The following is a 19,654-nucleotide window of genomic DNA, read 5'->3' as shown; positions in this document are numbered from 1 at the left end:
GATTCGCCTCGGCCACCAACAGCACTTTTAGCCAACGTCACGACTCTCCCAGTGAAGCGGGAAATCTTGGACATAGACATCCGCCGTTTCCCGCTTCAACTCCCTCGTTCTGACGGATCAAGTCGGCGCAGTCTGGCGATTCACCAGAGCCAATTTGACGGTATCTCGTCGGCGAACCACGACCGAGTACTTGCTCGACTTGACGAACTACTCCCAACATTCGATACTGGAGAGTCCAAGACCATCTCACCCCCATCGAACAGTGACTTGAGTACTGCAGACGAGCAGTCATCGACAACGGAACCTGCCGCCACCGGTCGCGAGGCGAAGTCACGTGAGCAGACCACGACCGTGAACGAGTCGTCAGCACCCGATCAGGAACCACTCGTCGTCGAGTTGTCACCGAGTATCGCCATGTTACTCGAGCTTACAGTCTCCACGTCGGGATCCGAACCCTCTCGAACCGAACTGGTAGACAACGCGCTGGAGGCGTTCCTGTCCTCAACCGTCGGTACGGAACTGGATCCCGGTCAGTTCGAAACGACGACCGGGATCGATGTTACCATTGACTGTGACCCTGTTCTCAATCGGATACTCGAATTGGTCGTACAGGGTGACGATCACGCTCGAGACTCGGGAGACGTTGTGACGACAGCAATTGCAGAGCACATCGGTATCACAGACGTGATGAGGACGCTCGAGATCGAAGCGTTCGAACGGTATCGGGTGATCGTTGAGACTCTCGTCACGAACGAGGAATGTCCCTGTGAAACGCCAGACGACGTCGTACAGGCTGCACTCGAAGCGTATCTCGATGTCCAGCAGATCGAGTCGTAGTGGAGTCTTCCTCCCCTTATTCTAACCGTGAGAGTTCCCATTCCGCTCGAGTCTGTACGTCTGGTTCGTCGTCTGTACGGCTTTGTACATAATCTCGAATCCGGGCGCATCAGCGTATTCGTGGAGAAACGTCTGAAGATGACTCGAGTTCGTCAGCGTAATACCGGCACTCGACGGGAGACTGCCGTCGGGAATCGCTTTTGAACTGCTGAGGAGGGGCGGATCAGACTCATCCCACTCACGATTAGTCGTAATTTCATAAGATACCGATCGAGTGAACGACCTCAAGAGGATCGAACTGATCATTATGCAAATCAGTGATATCTACGGCGACCGTGAGGGTGCACAGAGCGCCCTCTTGACGATCATCGAACGGAACTTCGATCGAGTTAGCATCTATGACGCTGATGTGAGCTTGTTGGGGGCCTTCATAGACGAATACCCGAACTGTATCGGCTACGTTGTAACAGCAAATCAGCCATCCTCCAAGTCACACTCTCTTGTACCGGCTCTGGCGAACCGCCATACTGCGTCGAGTTGTGTTGTCTTGCAGTCGTCCAGAGACCGGCTCATCAGCTTGCCGCCGCCCGATTCCAGGAGGTTCTCGTCGCGACCGTCCCCGTGTGGCGCCTCGAGCGGCGCGATTTTCCACTGGCGGTCGCCGTCGTCTAGTGATTCACCAGAGCCCAAACATATGATTTCCATCACCATTACAGTCGCTGTCACTGGCAGCTTTCGAGTGGTTCGAACTGGATCTGTAGAAATGGTGAGCGACCAGCGACTGTCAGTTGCTGCTATTCGCCTTCCAGGGACAGCGTCAGGTACGGGCCGAGTTGTGACTCCCTGAGTGCGTTCAGTTCATTTCGTTCCGGTTGAGTGAGGTGCATCGTCTCCCCCCGTAGGAGCGATCGAACTTGCTCTTCAATGTCACTGCCACGGAACCCCTGGAAAAGATCGTCTTCGACCGCCTCGAGTTCTTGGACGAACTCGCTGGCTGCTTCTCGAACCTCGCTCTCTAGCTGTCCAAATTCCCGCCCTTCGTCGGGAGGGGCGTCATTGAGTCCTCCGATGGTTTGGAACAGATTATTAATGCGCTTTTCGTCAATTTCACATATACGCTTGTTTAGCGACCGAAAACCTTTGATACGATCCTCTGTGTCGCGAAGGCTGATCTGAAGTTCTTCGCGCACTTTGTCTCGTTCTTCTTCCAAATCGGCGAGGGTCCCCTCAATTTTGGATTCGATTGCATTGAACTCACTGTTCCGGACGTGAGAGCGGAGCGTTTCGACGTCGTCGCGAGTTGATCCCTCTGGAGTGATCATCCCTTCGTACACTTCGTCGTAGACTGCGCAAAGCAAGAGCGTCTCCCGCATGAGGCCCGCCGCCTGCCCGATCTTAGTGGTCAACTGGCTCTGCCGTTTCTGTTCGTAGTAGTTCTTCAGTTCGGTCTCAAATTCGCTCGTCGGCATGTTACAACCCTCCCGTATAGCGGTCGCTCAGTTTCACGAACTCAGACATATCGCCGCCAGCCCGTTCACCCGTGAGATCAATCTGTGTAAGTATAGCCGTGAGTTCATGTTCGTATATCTTTAGTCCAGCCAGCGTCCCGTGAATTAACGCGTGTGTTCCTCTTCGCTCCGATAAATCCCTTTGGAGCGTACATGCGCCCAGAACCTCGTGGATATCGTTTTGTGAGTAAATGGTGAACTTTCCTAGGATTTCTTTCGTGTCCGGGCTGACGTCGTCATAAGTCCTGATGTTTTCGATGTACTCCTTAGCGTTTAATATGTTGATGCCGCGTAGTTGGTGATTGAGAAAGCTTGCTGCGGCCGGAGCGTCTTCGTCACCCGCAACCATGTCGAGCGCGTCGGCTACATTGTAGCCTGCGGACGCGAGATTTTTCACCGACGTATTACTGTCAAACCGAAGTTTGGAAGGTAAGTTCTGGATCCCACTCTTTTTGAGATTATCTAGGACCTCAGTCGGAGGTGCTTCAGAGAGATGCTCTTGGACCCGTTGGAGGTCGAGGACACTATCACTCGCTGCGAAGTAGTCACCTACGAGCCCTTGGATATATTCTGATTTGTGCATAAATGCGGTGATGTCGTCTTGTTTTTCTTGCACCAGTCGATCCTCAAGAATGTTCTTCAGGTCACCATCTAACGTGAGTTTATCAGCCGAGTATGCATCCTGGATGCGGTCTGCAGTAACTTCCTTCCACGGATCATCCAACATTGCAGCGACGCCACAAAGGGCGACGATGAGGTCTTCGAACTTATTGTGGCGAGCAGACCGAACGAAGAGGTTTGGATTGGCCTCGAGATATTCTGTTCGGATCGTCGACCGCCACTCGCGAGCATAGCCGGTGAGTTGAGTCCCGACCTTGTCGAACAGTGCCGCTTCGTCAGCCTGCTGCGGCCTCATTTCGCGGTAAACACCGTACCGGAGGAGTGCTAGCAGATCGGACGTCGTGAAGTCCGCCGGATCTATCTTGATTTGATCTCTATTTCGGATTCCCTGTCCTTCGAGAACGAATGGGTCGTTGTTCCCGCCGATGAGGTACTCGATTTCACCGTCAGACTGAAGCACAAAGCCCTCCGTGAGTTCGTCTAACGCATCCTTGAGTGCTGTCCGCATGTAGACGTCGAGGTCCGCCGCTACGCGTGCATCGGTATTTTCGCGCCACGTGTCGAGGTATCCCTTGACTTCCTCGATTTTCTTCACTTCTGGATCTGGCTTCGCCCTCTGCTTCTTTTTCTTCCGCTTTTGTTTCTTCTGTTGTTTCGTCTTCGGGATGATCCACGCCTCACGCTTGTTTCCATGGTCTGGGGAAACGGTTTGTCGCTCAATCGGGAGGCCATCTACGAGGTTTTTACCGAACCCGAACGCTTGCGGAAAGCGCGCGTCGACGACTAGAATGTCTAATTCTTTGTTCTCCTCGCCGTGCCACTTCGCGAGTTGCCGCACAGGCTCCTTGCTGTAGATGTCGTCGTGTACAGTACGGGAATTGTGGAGGCCGTTTAACTCATCAGAACTGGCGGGTGAATCGACGAACTCCTCGAGGTAGTCCTCGAGAACGTTGAACACTTTTTGGACGTATTGGCGGGGTCGCTGGTCATCATCGTCGAGGCCGTGGTAGATCTGTCGTAGGAAGCCCTCGTTAAACGGGAACAGGTCCCGGAACGAGTCATCGCAGAAGCCACATCGTTCGCACACGCTATCGGTCGCTGGCGATTCGACGTCAATAATGGCATTGGTTTCGTCTCGTTTGTACGAAACGCTCCCGTCACCGTGCTTGATGTAACCTAAATATGGGCGGATAAAATTCACACACGAGTCTTCGTCCAAGAAGAGGACTCTACTCGAGTTCGGTCGGTTCGTCCGGTAAAACTTGTGACGTTCTAATCCGGTTTGCGTGTGAAGAATTTCGGTCGAATCCTGTGTTCCCGCAATAATGAAGTCCCAGTTGTTCTCCGTACTGTCGTCTTCCATGAAGTCGCGGAGCTTTGCTGCATCGAGGGCCGAGATAGAGAAATCCTCAAACACGAGCACCGGGCGGTCTTCACCGAAATCCTGACCGACGCGTTTTAGGAGCTGATCCAATGACGGCGTGTCGTATTCGTCCCTAACAGCCTCCCAGATCGCATCGTTCCACGCTTCTGCCGCCTCTTCCAATAACTTCTGTTCGAAGACGTTCAGATAGGAGAAGGTCTCTATCTCACCTGGATCGACGAAACTTACCTTCGTTGCGAGGTCACCACGCTGACTGATCGCAGTCAATTTTTTACGAACGAACTCTTCGAGTTGTTCTCGTTCTCCTGTTGTAAGGTTGACATCGGTGTGGTCTAGGTCTGTGATATTAAGTATGGCCTTTGCAACGACGAGACTGGCAACGGTATCCCGGTTCTGACGGACGTGCTTCTGGAGTCGCTCGACGTTACTCACTCCGGGGAGTTCCCCACCGATGTGTTCTCGATAGAACTGGGGAATCTCTTCGGCCATGATGGTAAGGAGATCAGCGTTCTTGTCGATATGGAGGACCGGTCGCCTATCATCTTGGAGTTGGTGCGAAAGGTACGCACAGAGTTCGGATTTCCCTGTCCCGACGTTACCCTCAATGACCGTGACGAAGTTCTTCGGACGATATCTATCAAACTGTTCGTAGATCTCCTCTTCAGAAATCTCTACTTCATCCTCGGCGAGAGCATCGAAAACGGTGATACGGTGATGGGTGAAATCGAAGAGTTCCTTGTCCTCTGACCTGACTTTTGCGACCTTGCTGGAAAGTTGGCTCAGGAGTTCTTCATCGATATCGAAGTAATGCGGACATAACGACCCATTGGGTTGTTTGATTGAACTCATGCGTTCACCGTGATGTAGTTCGCGTTTTTTGCGATGCCATCATTCGAATCGATCGCCACTCCTTCAAGTCCGACCTGTGCGTGGTCACCATGCTTGACGAGAGCGATCCGCTCATTCTTGGCGAGCCGATACAGAGTGCTTGCAAACGGCTTTGTGAACTTTCCCTCCGTCGTCAACGGTACTCGAAGCAGGTTCTGATTGATCCAATCAGCGTATTTCTGTGTCTCGATGCCATCGCCGTCGCCGTCCTCTTCGCAGGCAGCGTACACCGATGCCGCAACAAGATTGGGGTCCGGTGCGACGGTGTAGGTGCTCGATCGTCCTTTCGTGGGGTGAATAAGGCCAAGATACACAGCCTGGTTTCTCCAATGGTTGAACTTCTCCGGATTGAGTTTCATTCGCTCCCCGTTGTTGTTCCGTGGCTCGTATCCCTGCTCTTGATGCCAGCGGTCGATTTTATTCCGAAGCTCGCTGCTCGTACCGCTGAAGTACTGTTTGTTGTTGAGGAGCCACTCGTAATTAAGAACGACAGCCGATTGTTTTCCCCAGTCGGCTTCTCTAGCCTCCTTGGTAATATTGTGTAGCATCGTCATCCGGAAGTTTAACCCCCAATCGTCAGTTTCGAACGCGAGGGGTTCGGGATGATATTTGTACTCTGATTTTCGGATCATACCAAACGTTAGGAGGCCGTTCGTCGCTTGTTCAACCGTCCCGTTCCCATTGTCGTCGGATTCAAGCCCCGTGTTGGCTACTATTTCGTCCACCTCCACGTTTCCCGCTTGAATCGCCCGATAGGCGATTTCGAGGAGCTTTGGGTTCTGGACGACGTTGAGTACGTATTGTTCGCTCGTTATCATGGTCTATTGGTGGATATTTGGTTGCAGAGCATTCGACAACCAGGCATCGTATCGCTCGTGTATCGGACTCTCTTCTGGAGACAGTTTGCGGCGTGCGGTCCGTGCGTCGTTGATGTTCGGCATTCGAGTCCGACTCGCCTTGTCGAACAACTGCTCGTGGTCAATGGCGTAGTCGTTGATCGTTCGTGCGATGTCAATGGCCTCATTGTAGTCCAATTCGATTCGGCGTCGAAGCCACTTGCCGAACGACTCGATCGCTTTAGTCGACTTCAATGGATTGCTTCCATACGTCGAGCGGGATGCAAAAATGGATGAGAGGTTGTCAAGGATTGGGAGATACGGTGCATCTGGCAGAATCTCAATTAATTCTTCTACTGAGTCGAGTGAGGTACCAGTGGCCATCTCGTACAGGTTCGCGTTGTCGTGTAGGTAGAGATTCTTCGTCTCTTTCAATGGCAACTTCATACCGTGGGCTTCGTAGTGTTGCTCGTAAGCACCGTATACCTCCGAATATTCCATTGTTCGGTCTACGACCGGATCCTCCCGGAATGGCCGGACAGTTCCTGAGAGCTCGAAGTCCTCGCTGTTTCCGATTACGACGATTTGTCTATCGGATACCGAGTATCGGTTGACTAACCCTTGCAGACTGTAGACCGGGAGTTTATCTTCATAGTATTGGGTCGTCACAGCCACGATATCGAACACCGGCCGGTCGATATCCTGTATGAGGTGCCACATGTATTCGTACGCGTGATGTCGCGACGGATCTTTTAGTTGAAGCCAAGATTTCGGGCACGTGACGTCGCCGAAGCCGCTATACAATACGGCAGGTAATACTCTCAGGACCCCCTCTACGTTCCCGTTCTTGACCGGATCGGAAATGAATACCACTGAACTCTCCGAGATCAGCGACTCGAACTTACGCCACCTCATCTATCACTTCCACCTCATTTTCTTAAACTGGGGAACTCGACACATCAATAATCAGTTTCTAGAGTGGGCCCTATTTTCGCCGTGTTATCTATGTGTATATCACTGTCGATAACTGCCTGTAGCGCGGATTTGTCCAGCAAGTTGTTCTCGAGATAGAACGCTGGTGTCCGTGCGAGCAATAGACACTGGTCACAATACCTTGAACAGGTCTCGCAACCAGCGACTTCACGGACTCGACGCTCGAGCGAGGCACCCTTGCGGAGTGCCTCGAGCACTTGCCAGGTTACGCCGTTACCACCCTCGCGACTGTCGAGCATGAATACTTCGAGTATCTCCTCCGTATCCGTGACCTTCACTCTGAAGTCGTCTCGGTCACACTCGGCAATGATCGCGATGGCTTTCTCGAGAGCCTGCTCGAGGCTCACAAGAGCAGCTGGCCACGACGCGTTTGGATCATTCTGTGCATATTCGTCGAATCGGGTTCGGATCGCCGACCGCTCGAACTGGAATCGGAGACCACGCGTATGATATTGCTGGCCCACCGGTCGGTACGTCGTACCGTCGACTTCGTTGAGCAGATCGTCTAACGAGGCGTCAGGATCATCGACATTTGAGTCTCCGCTGGCGTCCACCACTGCTTCGGATTGAAGAGTCTTCTTCTCGCTTCGTCGAGAGTGGAACTGCTCAAACGCGTAGATGAAGTCAACGACGTCGAAATCACCAATCGACAGATCACACTTTAACCCGAACAGATCGACGGTATCCGTTTCGTGAGTCTCTGTCTGATCGATGTGAACCGTCGATATCGGACGTGTCGAGTATCCTCTCTGTCCACCAACTGCCTTCTTGCAGGTTACCGAGGCAATCGGATGAATCGCGGTTTTGCGTAGCGGAGAGCAGCAATGTGGACACACCTCGTACTTAAGATCGTGACTCTCAAACGGGCGTTTACAATCCTCATTTTGGCAGATTCCGGTCTTAGTGATCTCGTCGGGACTTCCGTGAACGTCAGTGACGATGTATTTCGTACCTTGAAGTCGGAACACTGCTCCGCTGTCATTTTCGGGACCAGGGAATACCTCGAACAGTCGGCCCGAGGTCTCGAATCGAATGTCGTCGCTTCCACTGTCGCTGACTTTTATTGGGAATTGCGAACCGAAGCCGCGATAGTTTGCGAGATATCCTAGTAGCCCGGTCCACCGGTCCAGACGACGGTAGCGCTCTGTCAGCGAAGTTACTGCCTGAACGGATCCATCAACGTTAGCGAGTGTTTGGAACGTCCGTTTTCCGCGTTGCTGGAGGTTCAACGGACCTTCTTCGAAGAAAATCATCTCGAAGATATCGACACCGCGTGGGCCGAAAATGTTCCGTAGGTGTCGCTCAACGTTCGTCCGCTGTGGGTCCTCACTCAGGAACACCTCGAGAATGCGAAAGCGTTTGCGGACTTCTTGCTGGTAACTTGCGAGATCGAGCGCCGACTCGTTTAGCGAGTAGATCTGGTCCATCACCTGTTTCGGATCCGGGTTCCGAAGGAGATATGCAAGCGTTTCGGTGAAGACGTGTCCAGCCATTACTTCGTCGTAGTTCTCAGGTTCGGGGACACGAACTGGTTCGAACCCTGAGAAGAACGCCTCAAGGTTGGCATAGTAGTGGTTATCGACGGGATGCTCTCCTCGAATGACAGTCGAGACGAGTGAAGAACTTCCACGCGAACGTCCGGTTCGGCCGCTCCGCTGGACGTAATTGGTTAATGTCGGTGGTACGCCCACCTGCGTAACACTATCGAGCGTCCCAATGTCGACACCGAGTTCCATCGTAGGCGTTGCGCTGACGATGTTGATGTCGGGATTCGACTTTCGGAACGCCTCCTCGATAGCCCCACGCAGCGAAGCCGGGACATCGCCTTTGTGGATGCCGACGGAAATGGTCTCTATCGAATCGGTGGCTGCTGGTTGCGCGATGTCGCTTCCCCAGTGGTCGACATTCCACTCCCAGTCGCTCTCCACGTTGGCAACTCCGGTTCCAGTATATCCCTCGTTAGTGCTGTTGAATCGCTCGTACGTCTCTACATCGTGCTCACACTGTGGGCAGGTGTCGAGCGTCTCGATTTCTGGGGACGGAAATGCGGCGTAGCAGTTTGTACAGTACGTGACGCGCTCGACAAGCCGTAGAACGGAGTCATCTTCCTTAAGGTCGTGCTGGAAGACGCCGCTCTCGGCCGGTTGATCGAAGTCGGCGAACCCAACGAGACGTTCTCGCTCGTTCTCGAGATAGGTGAGTGTACCGTCGGTGTTATTGGCTGGTTCGCCGCTATCGTGAACCTGTTGGGTCAGTTCGTCCCACGGGGGCTGGTGAACGAACCCTGCCTCCTCGAGTCGCGCCAGGATACGGGGAAGGTGCTGATCGAGTTCCTCCTCGCTGAACTGCAGTCCGTTGGAGACCTTGTTCCGTAGCCGATCGTATGTTAGCCCCTCAATCGGAATGCGGTTACGCTGGAATGAGACATTCGGATTTTGAGTAAAGATGTTGAAGACTTCGTGCCCAATAGCGAGCGCGAGGGGATCTGAGAAATCAGAGAGGTACTCGGACGTCACGAGCGCAGCCGACGTGAGATGCCGACAGTTTTGAAGGGACGCTTTCCGCTGAATCTGCTGGCGCATATCCTCGAGGATTTCGTAGGTCGCCCCCTCTTCATCGATCGCGTTCTCCTTGAGCGGTTTCCAGTACTCCTCTTTCAGTCGATCGCTGACATCGAAGTATATCTCCGATGCTTCCTTTGAATCACCGGCCTTCAGGAGCTCTTCGATGTAAAGTGATTCTGCTATCAGCCCGTATTCGGTGTCTATGATCTCTCCGCCAACCGTCTCAGCTGAGCTCCGCGAATCGTTGAAGACGAGCGTCTTCTTTGACGGTGTCTGCCTGCAGAGCTCGGTCAGCATGAACGACAATAACGTCGACGTGGGAACGTTGATGTCCTGAAGGGATGGTTTCTCTCCACACCCCGGGCAACAGCCCGTTTCCGATGCGTTCAGTGGAACGAACTCCGTCTCACCTCTTCGGTCCTCATTGACGTATGGGTGATGGCAGCGACGACAGAACTGGAGTTCTGGGATCTCGGTTCCACATTCACGACAACTGTTATGCCGGGATACTATTGCACACCCGCTGCACCAGTACGCTTTCGACGGCGGTTTCAGGAACGTATGATACTTGTCAGTGAGAATTCGACCGAGTCGACCCAAGAGCATCACCGTCGAAAGTACGCCTTCGGGGTCATCAACGGATTCGGCATCAACCGCATTTAACAGATCATCGTAATGCCGGAACCGGACACTCCCAGCCCCTTCTTCGAAGAGTTCTGCGAGCGCTCCGACTTCAGGAATGTTCTCAGCGGCAAACTGTTTCCAGTTACTCCCGATGTTTTCGGAGTCGAGTACTCTGTTGACGATTCGTTCCACTCCCTCTTCCGATGTTGCGATGTCGAGCGGGTCGTCGTACCTGTCCGTATTGACCAGTGAATCGATGGTCGATTCGATAGGGGGGAGAAGCCACTGCTCTACTGATGAACGAACACGCAACTTGTTGCCTCCTGCTAAAACATCTATATCTTGAAGTGTCGAAATCGCGTTCGCCAGTTCAGGATATTGTTCTCTTAGATCAGGCGTTGCTGTCGTTCCCTGCGTAGCGTGGATGAGAACTTGGACAATCTCTTCTAGCGAACACGGTTCTATTCGTCCGAAGTCCGGTTTACCGTCGACTGGAACTGGCTCGGGAGTAAATAGCACCTCATTTATCTCTGACTCCTTACTGCCGGTCAGCGAAGCTGCGAGCTCAGCTGGGTTGTCCACGGTCGCGGACACCATCGTTATCTGCGGATCTCTCGCACTGTAGAACGATTTCAGTCGGCGTGAGAGCAGGGAGACGGATGCACCGCTAATACCGGACCAGACGTGAGCCTCGTCGTACACGATGTGCTCCACAGGATGTTCGCTCGGTTCTTCGCCGACCAACCCTCGCGTCTCTGACTTATCGTTGACGAAGATGTAATCCAAGGCTTCGGGGTTGGTCAAAAGAATATCGACTCCGCTTCGGATGCCCCTCCGCGTAACCCGTATCCACGGGTAGTCATGGTTGTCAGTTCCGACGTTAAAATTCGATTTCACACGGAGTTTCCCCTTCGTTCGGGGACACTCTAGTCCGCGAATGTATGATCCCGACTGAATCTGGAAATTTTGAGTGCCGACGGATTCCTCGGTATCGCCGTCCCATATCCCGATCTTGATTTTCTCACCTTCGAGGTCCTGATTGATGCGGTCGAGATAACGGATGAATCGATTGAGTTGGTCCACCTCTAGCGTCTTCATTGGGTATATGATGATTGACTTCAGCCCAGGCTCGTCAGTCTGAAGACAGTGGTTTAAAACCGGAAGAAAGAATGACTCGGTCTTCCCCGTTGCGGTCGGAACCGCCAGTATATTGTCGTTCGTATCGCTCTCGATGGCATCGATCGTCTCTGCCTGATGCTGATAAAGCGGGAGTGAGTCATCACCGTCGAATAAGACATCCACTGCAGCCTCTGAAACGAGATCATGATAGCCGTGAGAGTTCAGGAAATCAGAAATGGTGGTATCGTGTGCCTTTGGAGTACGGACGTATTCGACGTATGGCCCCTTCGATTCGATGAGCTCGGACCCAACGAACGACTCGGCGTTGTCAATCCCCTCCTGTTGATTTAACTTCGTCAGCGATCTGTTCCACCAGATGATCTCGGAAGCGCGATCAACTGCACCATCTAGAGCTTCCTGTGGAGAACCCATACTCAAAGTCGTGGCTTCTTTGGCTTGCATTTGACAAATAGCTATTGGTGCCTGACCACCAGATAAAATAAATCTGCTACAGTAGACGGATTATTTATTTAACATGGGTTTGAAATATAATCAATTTTTACATTTGTGTATGGGTTCGTTGCCGCGATATGACGCTGGAACGGATCTTTTGTCTGTACGGCTCCGGTGAATTGCCATACTGCGTTGAGTTGTGTTGTCTTACAGTCGTCCAGAGATCGGCCCATCAGTTTGCCACCGCCCGATTCCAGGAGGTTCTCGTTGCGATCGTCCCAGTGTGGCGCCTCGAGCGGCGCAATACCCACCGAAAGTCGCCACAGTCTAGTGATTAACCAGAGCCTCGAAAAGTTGTTTCAGACCGTCTCAATACGGACTGTCCGCTTTTTCACTCCTTTTACCGGGGCAGTCCAGTCAGCACATGACGCTGGCTCAAACGGTTCAGACACCATTTTAATCACGACCGACCAAACCAAGCCCTGAACGGCCGAGCACCAACTGAGGAGGTTCTGAACTAGACAGTGCCTTTCAATGCTTACTCTCGTTTTCTTGGAACGCATCGAGATCTGGTGGTTCCTCAAAGACAGTGGTGAAGTTGACAATCTCATCAAGTTCTCTGAGATAATTGATGAGTTGCTCTCGTTCGTTCTGCAATCTTTTTCGCTCATTCTGCAGGTTCTGCACAGTGTCAACAACCGACTCCATGGACACATCATTGTCCATATCCAAAGCCGTACGAAGCTCTTCAATGTACTCTGTATTAGTGCCCCGGGAACGTGGCTCATTTTCAAATGCACCGGCCTCGCTCGTCTGGACATCAGTGTCGGTAGCTCCTTCCTGGAAATTCGTTCTGTCAGATTGATCCCTTGGTTTCTGCGCTTTCGACCTCGGTCTCACATTGGGGCTCTCGTCTTCCTCATCAGGAGCTCTACGCGATCCAGTCGTTTCGTCAGGTAACTCAATTAATTGGTCGGTCGGCTGACTCTCTGTTGACTCACGCCACTCTGGGCGTGGCTCCGACTCTGGGTCACTAAATTCCGGTCCCCGGCGTACTTCCTCTGAAGTAGAGTACTTGGCCCGCCAATCCTCTAAATCGAATTCGTCAATAGCGGTTGCCGTATCTGGTTCTCCTCCCTGTTGTTCGAACTCCTCCAGATAACGTGGCAAGAGCCAAATAGGGACACCTTCGGTTTCGTCTGTCAGTACCCTTTCTTCAGTGGCGTGTCTCAAGGCTAGTTCCGTTATATCGTCGACAAGTGGGATGTCGTTCGGATCATCTGCGTAAACGGGTACCTCAAAGCGCTTGAGATTAGGACACTCATTGGGGGAGAGATCAGTTAGAGTGTCGTGATCGTGTTCCTTCTCGAAATAGCGTTGGTATGCCGGTCTTGATTTAACGGGGACGAACGCGTCTGATCGGATGCGGAGTTCGGAGTGTAACCGGACGCACTTGATGACTCCATCACGCTCTGGATATGCTCGATAGTATTTGCCAGACGCACTAGTTCCAGGTTTCTTATTGAACCGTGGACTGTTTATTTTCGATTTTGATTTGTCGATTTTCTCTACGCTCTCTGGAATGTCCTCATGGATCTCATCATCAAACGCTTCGAGAGCCTCATCAGAATAGGCAGCCAAGACCCACTTTGGGAGGTTTTCGTATGTTTGGCGCCGATATTCGCCCAATGCGTTTTCCGTCACATTAAGAAGATGGTTGGTTACCTCCTGTGTCCCGTCAAGGCTATCCTTGGTATCAGACCATGGCATATTCTCTGCGGGACCCTGTAACTCGATCGTACAATGAAGTCGCCCATGGCCTTGCGATTCACGAAACTTCCCTAGATAGCGCGTCGAAAAGAGGTCGTTATCGGTATCCCGAAACATTACGTTCCGGTTATTCATCGTGACAGTTAGGCCAGCATCTAACGGATTCGACGATGGCATCAGAGCCACGGTGATGTTGGCCCGGAGAGCGTTCTCTAATTCGATCTCGGCGCTGTTCGCGAAGGGGAGTTCCTCGTACCGGCGCGGATGTAGTCCATCGAACGGGAGCCACGCCAACCGGATTGAATCAGGGACATTGACTGTGACAGCGCGCTCCGAATCTGCCCATCTGAGCTCGAAATCGATGGTACCCTCGTCGGTAATCGTCGGAGCAGCGATATGGATACCATTTCGAAGGAAGTGCTCGTACGTCTCGCCGAGTCGCCAAAGCGAATTATCCGCACCTTGGTCGATTTCACCTTTCTCACCCCGTCCTAGGAGATTTGACCACACATTCTCGTTCAGGTCTTCAACAATGATCCGCGTGTGACCTTCCTCCAGATCGTCTACTCGGTAGACATCCGATTTGTAAACATCATCATTCTCAATCTCATTATTGTCGGTCGATTTAAGATCGCGAGCATCTATTTCGAACCCAGCCGCAACCTCGTACCCGGTGGCGTGCGACTCGTATTTGATCCGGTCACCGATCCCAATCAGGCGCTTCGCTCCGACACCGAACCGACCGATGCCTTCTGGTGGGGCATCGGTGTGTCCTAATTGAAAAAACCGAGACAGTTCAGTTGGTGGAACGCCGCCAGCGTTATCAACAATGATCAATCGGCCAGAACCACTATTTTCTATAATGGCATCTTCGTTTGTGGAATCAGGTTCTGACACCGGTTCGTACTGAATTTTAACTTCTAACGTTTCCGGATGCTTCGCACCGTCTAGCGCCTGTCGGCGGACGAAGTCGATTGAATTGTCGATTGTCTCGGTAACAATTGCATACGGAGAAGCCCCCGCAGCGAATGCCTGATATATGTTAGGAAGGGGCTGATACTGCACCGATTCTGGGAGTCCAGCTGGTTCGGGTGATTCGCTCATACGTTTGTCGGTATACTACAATCGGCTGATTTCAGACTCGATAGCGCCCGTCGACATCTTGTTATGGGGTCATAGTAGCGCACAAGTATATAAATGTGGTGTATGGGACAATGTTACGTCTTCGTCAGACTGGTTTTGGCAGCGGTATCCCTTATTGAACCTTCTTGCGTGGCTGCACACATAGCCAGTGCCGTCCTCGGTCACGTCCAAATAGCACCAATTAGCGGTTCCGAACGGATCCATGATGAGTTTTCGTGTGCTACTCCGACAGTATCGGTGACTGGGCGGGAGAAAACTGTCATTCGAACCCTTTGGCCTGGCAGGATTTCTTAGTGGCGAGAATAACGAACTGGTGATGTCACTACCCTCCCAAAAGTATAAGTATCTAACCATCCAATAGACTACTGTGGCAAGCGATAGGGGGTTTCGGCGTAGGCGACTGGTCGGTGACGACCGAAGCTGAAGCTTCTTGCACGGTGTCACGTGGGTGCGACAACACCCACGCAGTAGAAAAGGCCGCTGAAACGGCCAATTTGGAGTCGCAATGAAGGATACTACCCACACAGACTTAGTAGTAACGCTCGCTCTTCTGCCGGAAGCCGGAACGGAGGGGCGATGACAACCAGCAACAACGGTTCGGCGCCAGCAGTTTCGTCTCATGCCGTCCAGCGGTACATTCAGCGGTCGGATTCGGTGATGGTGACGGAGGCCGAGCTCTCTTACCGGTTCCAGTCCGGCCTCTGCGTTGAGGTCGTGGGCAAACAGTACACTGAGGCACGCCTGACCCAGGACTCCGGCGTTCCTCTCGTTCTTCTCCGCCAACACACGCACGTTGCGACGGTCGTGTACGCACGCGGTGAAACCGTCCTGTTTACCGACGAGTCGCCGACGCTCGAGTGCCAACACTGCGGTATGAAAGAACCAAACGCGGACGCGATGGCGAACTGTACCGAGTGTACTGCCAACAACTGGATGCTGATCGACCCACCGCTGTAACAACAGGATATTAATAAACTCGACCAGTAATGTCTTCCCGTTCGGAGTACGTCCCGTTCGACTCGGGCGGCGGGCTTTGCCCTCTCAGGGCATCTAACCGTGACAGACGAACACCCCACACCTGGACCGGAAACGCCCCCGGGTGACCTCGGACTCGAAACCTTCCTCGAGGTCATGCGAGCGGTGCGACAGGTCCAGACCGACACCCCGGACTGGTCGTTCGACGACGATCAGGTAGCGGCCATCCGTCACGAGACGGGCCCGCTCCATCTTACTGCTGGCCCAGGCTCCGGTAAAAGTACTGTGACCAACGTAACCGTCCTCAAGTGGCTACTGGTAGATGGAGTACCACCTGGCGGGATCGTCCTGACCACCTTCACTGAAAAGGCCGCCGAAAACCTGCAACAGCGCCTGGAACGCGATCTCGGTGCACTCGGCTACGCCGACATCCTCTCTATCGACGAGTTGCACGTCGGGACTGGCCACCAACTCTGGGGCGAGATCATGCGCGACTACAGGTTCGATGACTACCGCAACGTCGACCTCCTAGACGAAGATGCCCAGGAGATGTTCGTCGCACGCCACTGCAAGTACGTCGACGTTCTCGCCGACGGAGATGCTGCCACGTTCCGAGACATCGTTCCACGGCTCAATGACGACGGCACCTGCTCCCGAGGCGCGGCCGCGACCACAGCGACACGGCTGTTCAACCGACTCTCACAACTCCGGGTCAACACCGAACAGCTCGCCGACTCTGAACGCCCCGAGTTCCAACGGCTTGCAGAGGGGCACCAAGAGTACCTCGAAACACTCTGTGCCGAGTCGCGGTGTGACTTCGCACGACTGCAAGAACGGTTCTTGGGGTTCCTTGAGACAGACGGTGGCAAGCGGTTTGCACAGGGTGATATCCAACGCAGCGAGCCAGCGCTTCAGCGGATCGCTGTCGATGAGTACCAAGATGTCAACCCTCTTCAGCAGGCGATCTATTTCCGACTCGCCGAGTTGATGCCTGAGGAGGTCCCGACGTTGGTCGTGGTCGGAGACGACGACCAGGCGCTCTACCGGTTCCGTGGCGGGACCGTCGACTGCTTGATCGAGTTCCCTGACCGCCTCTCGGACTATCTCGGGATCAACCGAAACGAAATCGACACGGAACAATTACGGTGGAACTACCGGTCTCGACCGGAGATTGTCGACTGGGTCAATCGCCACATTGGCTACCACCCGGTGATGCAGGCGGAGGACGCCCGGGCACCCGGCAAGGAGCCGATGAATGCGGCACGCGACGCCGTCGACCACCCGAGCGTCCACCTGCTGAAAGAAGACAACAAAGCGGAAGCGGCGGCGGCCTTCGCCGACCAGGTCCAGCAACTCCACGCTGACGGCTACGTCCAGGACCTGAATCAGGTCGCGCTCCTCGCTCACAGTACGCGTGAGTACTGGCCCCAGTGGGAAAACACGACGTTCGTCGGGGAGTGTGTCAACGCGTTGGAGGCGCGCAACATCCCGGTCCACAACCCGCGGAACAAGGGCTTCCTCCAGCACGAGGAGATCCAGGCGATGCTCGCAGCGCTAGCGGCCTGTTTCGACCCCGGCCTCGAGTGGGCAGAAGACAATGTCTTCCCGTATGGAGTTCTCGGTGCCGACTTTCAAGAGTGGACCGCCACGTTAGACGACGTGATTGATCAGTACGGCGCCAGCGCCCTTGCGGATTATCTCGAAATCACTGCCACCCGGATCCGAAGTGCATCCTCTGGGACTGTTGCTAACGTCTCCACAGTCGACCTCTACAATCGGATCCGGTCGTTCGAACCGTTCTCTACCTGGACGAAAGACGATAATCACGTCAACCGCGCCAAGCGATTGGGAAAACTCAGCCAACTCCTTGAATCCTTCGAGGGGATCGCCGAGGGCGTCACTGAGAACCGAAAGCTGACGCGTACCTCCCACGACCAGTACGACACCGTCTCGGTGCGGTTCCTGAGCGACTATTACTGGACGTTCTGCCAGTACCTCCAAACTGCAGGGCTCGACGATCCGGAGAACCAGTACGACATCTTCCCGAGCGGCCACGTGCAGGTAATGACGGTTCATCAAGCCAAGGGCCTGGAGTTCGCTGTGGTCTTCCTCGCGAGTCTCGAGCTGACGCCGGAGAAGACCTACGACGAGACGGAAGAGGGTGATCCCGTGCCCCGTGTCGCCGACCTGCTGAGCGACTACACCGACCGCACCCCGCCAACAGACGTCCCAACACGTGCCGAACGAGACCTGGTCCGGCAGTTCTACGTTGCGCACTCGCGTGCCGAGGAGAACCTCGTCTTACTGGGAACCGACTGGTACCTCGAAGATGCCGACGGCAGGACTGTTCTGCCCTCACTCGGAACTGACGCCACCAGTCCGGTTGGTGTCGGCTGGTTCGACGCTGATCAGCGGGTTGATCAAGGGGCCACTCTCAACTCCGGTGGGCGGACCGTCGGTCCCCCGGCAGCGGACAACGTGCGACGGACCTACTCGATCGTCGCGGATGTACTTTCATTCCGACGGTGTAAGCGCCAGTATGGCTATCACACTGAACACGAATTTGCTGCTGGAAGCGGGACCCAGCTGTTCGCCGGGTTGGCCGTCCACCAGACGCTGGACTGGGCCCATCGCTACTACAACGGCAACGTCGATGGGGTTCCTGGTGGAACGGCACCTGACGAGAGGGCACTTCGGACCGAATTCGAGAGCGTCGTTGAGTCGCTCCGTGACCAGCGGGTCATGCCGATGGGACGGGATGCGGTTGACGCCGTGTTCAAACACGTCAAGCGGTTCAACGTCCAGACCGGACCCGAGCTTTACCCACAGATCATTGACACCGAGTGCAAACTTCGACGGAATGCGGGCGAGTTCATCCTAACTGGAGTCACCGACGTGATCGCCGGCGACGCTGGTCAGAACAAACTCTGCGACTACAAAGCGAGCCAGCGCCCCAAACCCGGTGAGGGCTATCTCGACGATTACCGTGAACAACTACTCGTGTATGCTGGCCTCTACGAGGAGAAAGATGGAGAGTACCCTGACAGTGCCGTGTTGTATTTCCTCGGCGAAGAAGACCAGTCTGGCACCCGCCTCGAGTTAGACTTCACTGAGGCCGAGGTCCGTGCCGCAATGGCACGCTTTGAGGAGACGGTCAAAGAGCTTGAATCCGTTCGCAGGCTTAACGATTGGGACGAGTTAGACGAAGACGACCTTCCGGACGAGGCAACGTGCGCAGAGTGTGATTTCCGGTGGGACTGTGATGCCCGCGACTACGACGACCGGTAAACCAGACTTCAGCGTCTGGCGCGTGGCCTAATTCTCTATTGATTTGGTGAGCGTGTCATACAGGCATTTCCAATAGATATTCTTCATATTCCTGGTAGCGAATACCCTGCTGAAAGCATGTCATCGATCGGTTCAAGCTGCTCTGAAACTATTGTATGTTGTCGCTCGGAATCACCGGCGAGCGGTACCGTCTCCTCTTCGAGCGGTGTTGGGGCGGATTCGATTACCGAAAACACTACCACTGGAAGCCCTCGGACACTCGAGGGCCTTCACTCGCCGTGGTCCTCACTCGTTCACGGCTTTCGTTCGTTGGCACTTACTTCTAACCGCGCCTCGCCCCGGTTCTAACGTAGCGACGTCCCTCGTGCGACGTCGTCGGCACACCTTCGCAGTGCTCTAGGTACGCCGCCAATGCGCGCCACGGCCCAAAGCCGAACATAGCGAGCGCTGGAGAGCGAACCGTGATTGCGGGAGAAGATGGTTCTGCAGACCGAGCGGGCAAAGCGAGTATGAGACGTATTCTATCACACGCTCTTTGGCAGTTGTACCATCCGTTCTAGTTTAGCGCAGCGACACATCCAGAGACCCCGAGCTAGAATCGTCAGTAACTAGGAATGTGAGAATCCGGTGGAGAGTGTGTACAACCCACCG

Annotated in this window: 10 protein-coding genes and 1 pseudogene; 4 read left to right on the top strand and 7 right to left on the bottom strand. The window is 53.9% G+C overall.

The genetic code is table 11. The features are described 5' to 3' along the window. The coding region (locus N0B15_RS16065; RefSeq protein ID WP_263020725.1) for a hypothetical protein at positions 1–837 on the top strand (837 nt) is incomplete at its 5' end. A gap of 474 nt (positions 838–1,311) precedes the next feature. Here the strand turns inward: N0B15_RS16065 and N0B15_RS16060 are convergent. From N0B15_RS16060 to N0B15_RS16035, 6 genes are all read right to left on the bottom strand, one after another. Beyond that, a complete protein-coding gene (locus N0B15_RS16060; protein WP_263020724.1) occupies positions 1,312–1,548 on the bottom strand; it encodes a hypothetical protein in 237 nt (78 codons plus the stop codon). 83 nt (positions 1,549–1,631) lie between these two features. Beyond that, complete coding sequence (locus tag N0B15_RS16055) at positions 1,632–2,306, bottom strand: hypothetical protein (RefSeq protein WP_263020723.1); 675 nt, start codon at positions 2,304–2,306, stop codon at positions 1,632–1,634. A 1-nt stretch (position 2,307) separates the two neighbouring features. Beyond that, on the bottom strand, positions 2,308–5,199 hold the full coding sequence (locus tag N0B15_RS16050) for a P-loop NTPase family protein (RefSeq protein ID WP_263020722.1): 2,892 nt from the start codon (positions 5,197–5,199) through the stop codon (positions 2,308–2,310). Further along, complete coding sequence (locus N0B15_RS16045; protein ID WP_263020721.1) at positions 5,196–6,056, bottom strand: hypothetical protein; 861 nt, start codon at positions 6,054–6,056, stop codon at positions 5,196–5,198. Before N0B15_RS16045 ends, N0B15_RS16050 begins: the two co-directional genes overlap by 4 nt. 3 nt (positions 6,057–6,059) lie before the next feature. Continuing rightward, positions 6,060–6,989 (bottom strand): hypothetical protein, encoded by a 930-nt coding sequence (locus N0B15_RS16040; RefSeq protein WP_263020720.1) that lies wholly within the window; start codon positions 6,987–6,989, stop codon positions 6,060–6,062. Between the two features lie 44 nt (positions 6,990–7,033). Continuing rightward, positions 7,034–11,806 (bottom strand): DEAD/DEAH box helicase, encoded by a 4,773-nt coding sequence (locus N0B15_RS16035; RefSeq protein ID WP_263020719.1) that lies wholly within the window; start codon positions 11,804–11,806, stop codon positions 7,034–7,036. Positions 11,807–12,172: 366 nt separating this feature from the next. On the opposite strand from N0B15_RS16035, the pseudogene N0B15_RS16030 reads away from it, so the two are divergent. Then, positions 12,173–12,348: pseudogene (locus N0B15_RS16030) on the top strand (IS6 family transposase); the annotation flags it as partial. A gap of 10 nt (positions 12,349–12,358) precedes the next feature. Here the strand turns inward: N0B15_RS16030 and N0B15_RS16025 are convergent. Next, a complete protein-coding gene (locus N0B15_RS16025; protein WP_263020718.1) occupies positions 12,359–14,701 on the bottom strand; it encodes an ATP-binding protein in 2,343 nt (780 codons plus the stop codon). 615 nt (positions 14,702–15,316) lie between these two features. On the opposite strand from N0B15_RS16025, the gene N0B15_RS16020 reads away from it, so the two are divergent. Together N0B15_RS16020 and N0B15_RS16015 are read left to right on the top strand one after the other, a co-directional pair. Then, complete coding sequence (locus tag N0B15_RS16020; protein ID WP_263020717.1) at positions 15,317–15,697, top strand: hypothetical protein; 381 nt, start codon at positions 15,317–15,319, stop codon at positions 15,695–15,697. A 99-nt stretch (positions 15,698–15,796) separates the two neighbouring features. Further along, positions 15,797–19,003, top strand: coding sequence for an ATP-dependent DNA helicase (locus tag N0B15_RS16015; protein WP_263020716.1), 3,207 nt, complete (start codon positions 15,797–15,799; stop codon positions 19,001–19,003). Positions 19,004–19,654: the final 651 nt, after the last annotated feature.

Source organism: Natronobiforma cellulositropha (assembly GCF_025629245.1).
Lineage (GTDB): Archaea > Halobacteriota > Halobacteria > Halobacteriales > Natrialbaceae > Natronobiforma > Natronobiforma cellulositropha.
Note: the sequence above shows the minus strand (reverse complement) of the source record. Positions and strands in the feature narration are given on the sequence as shown.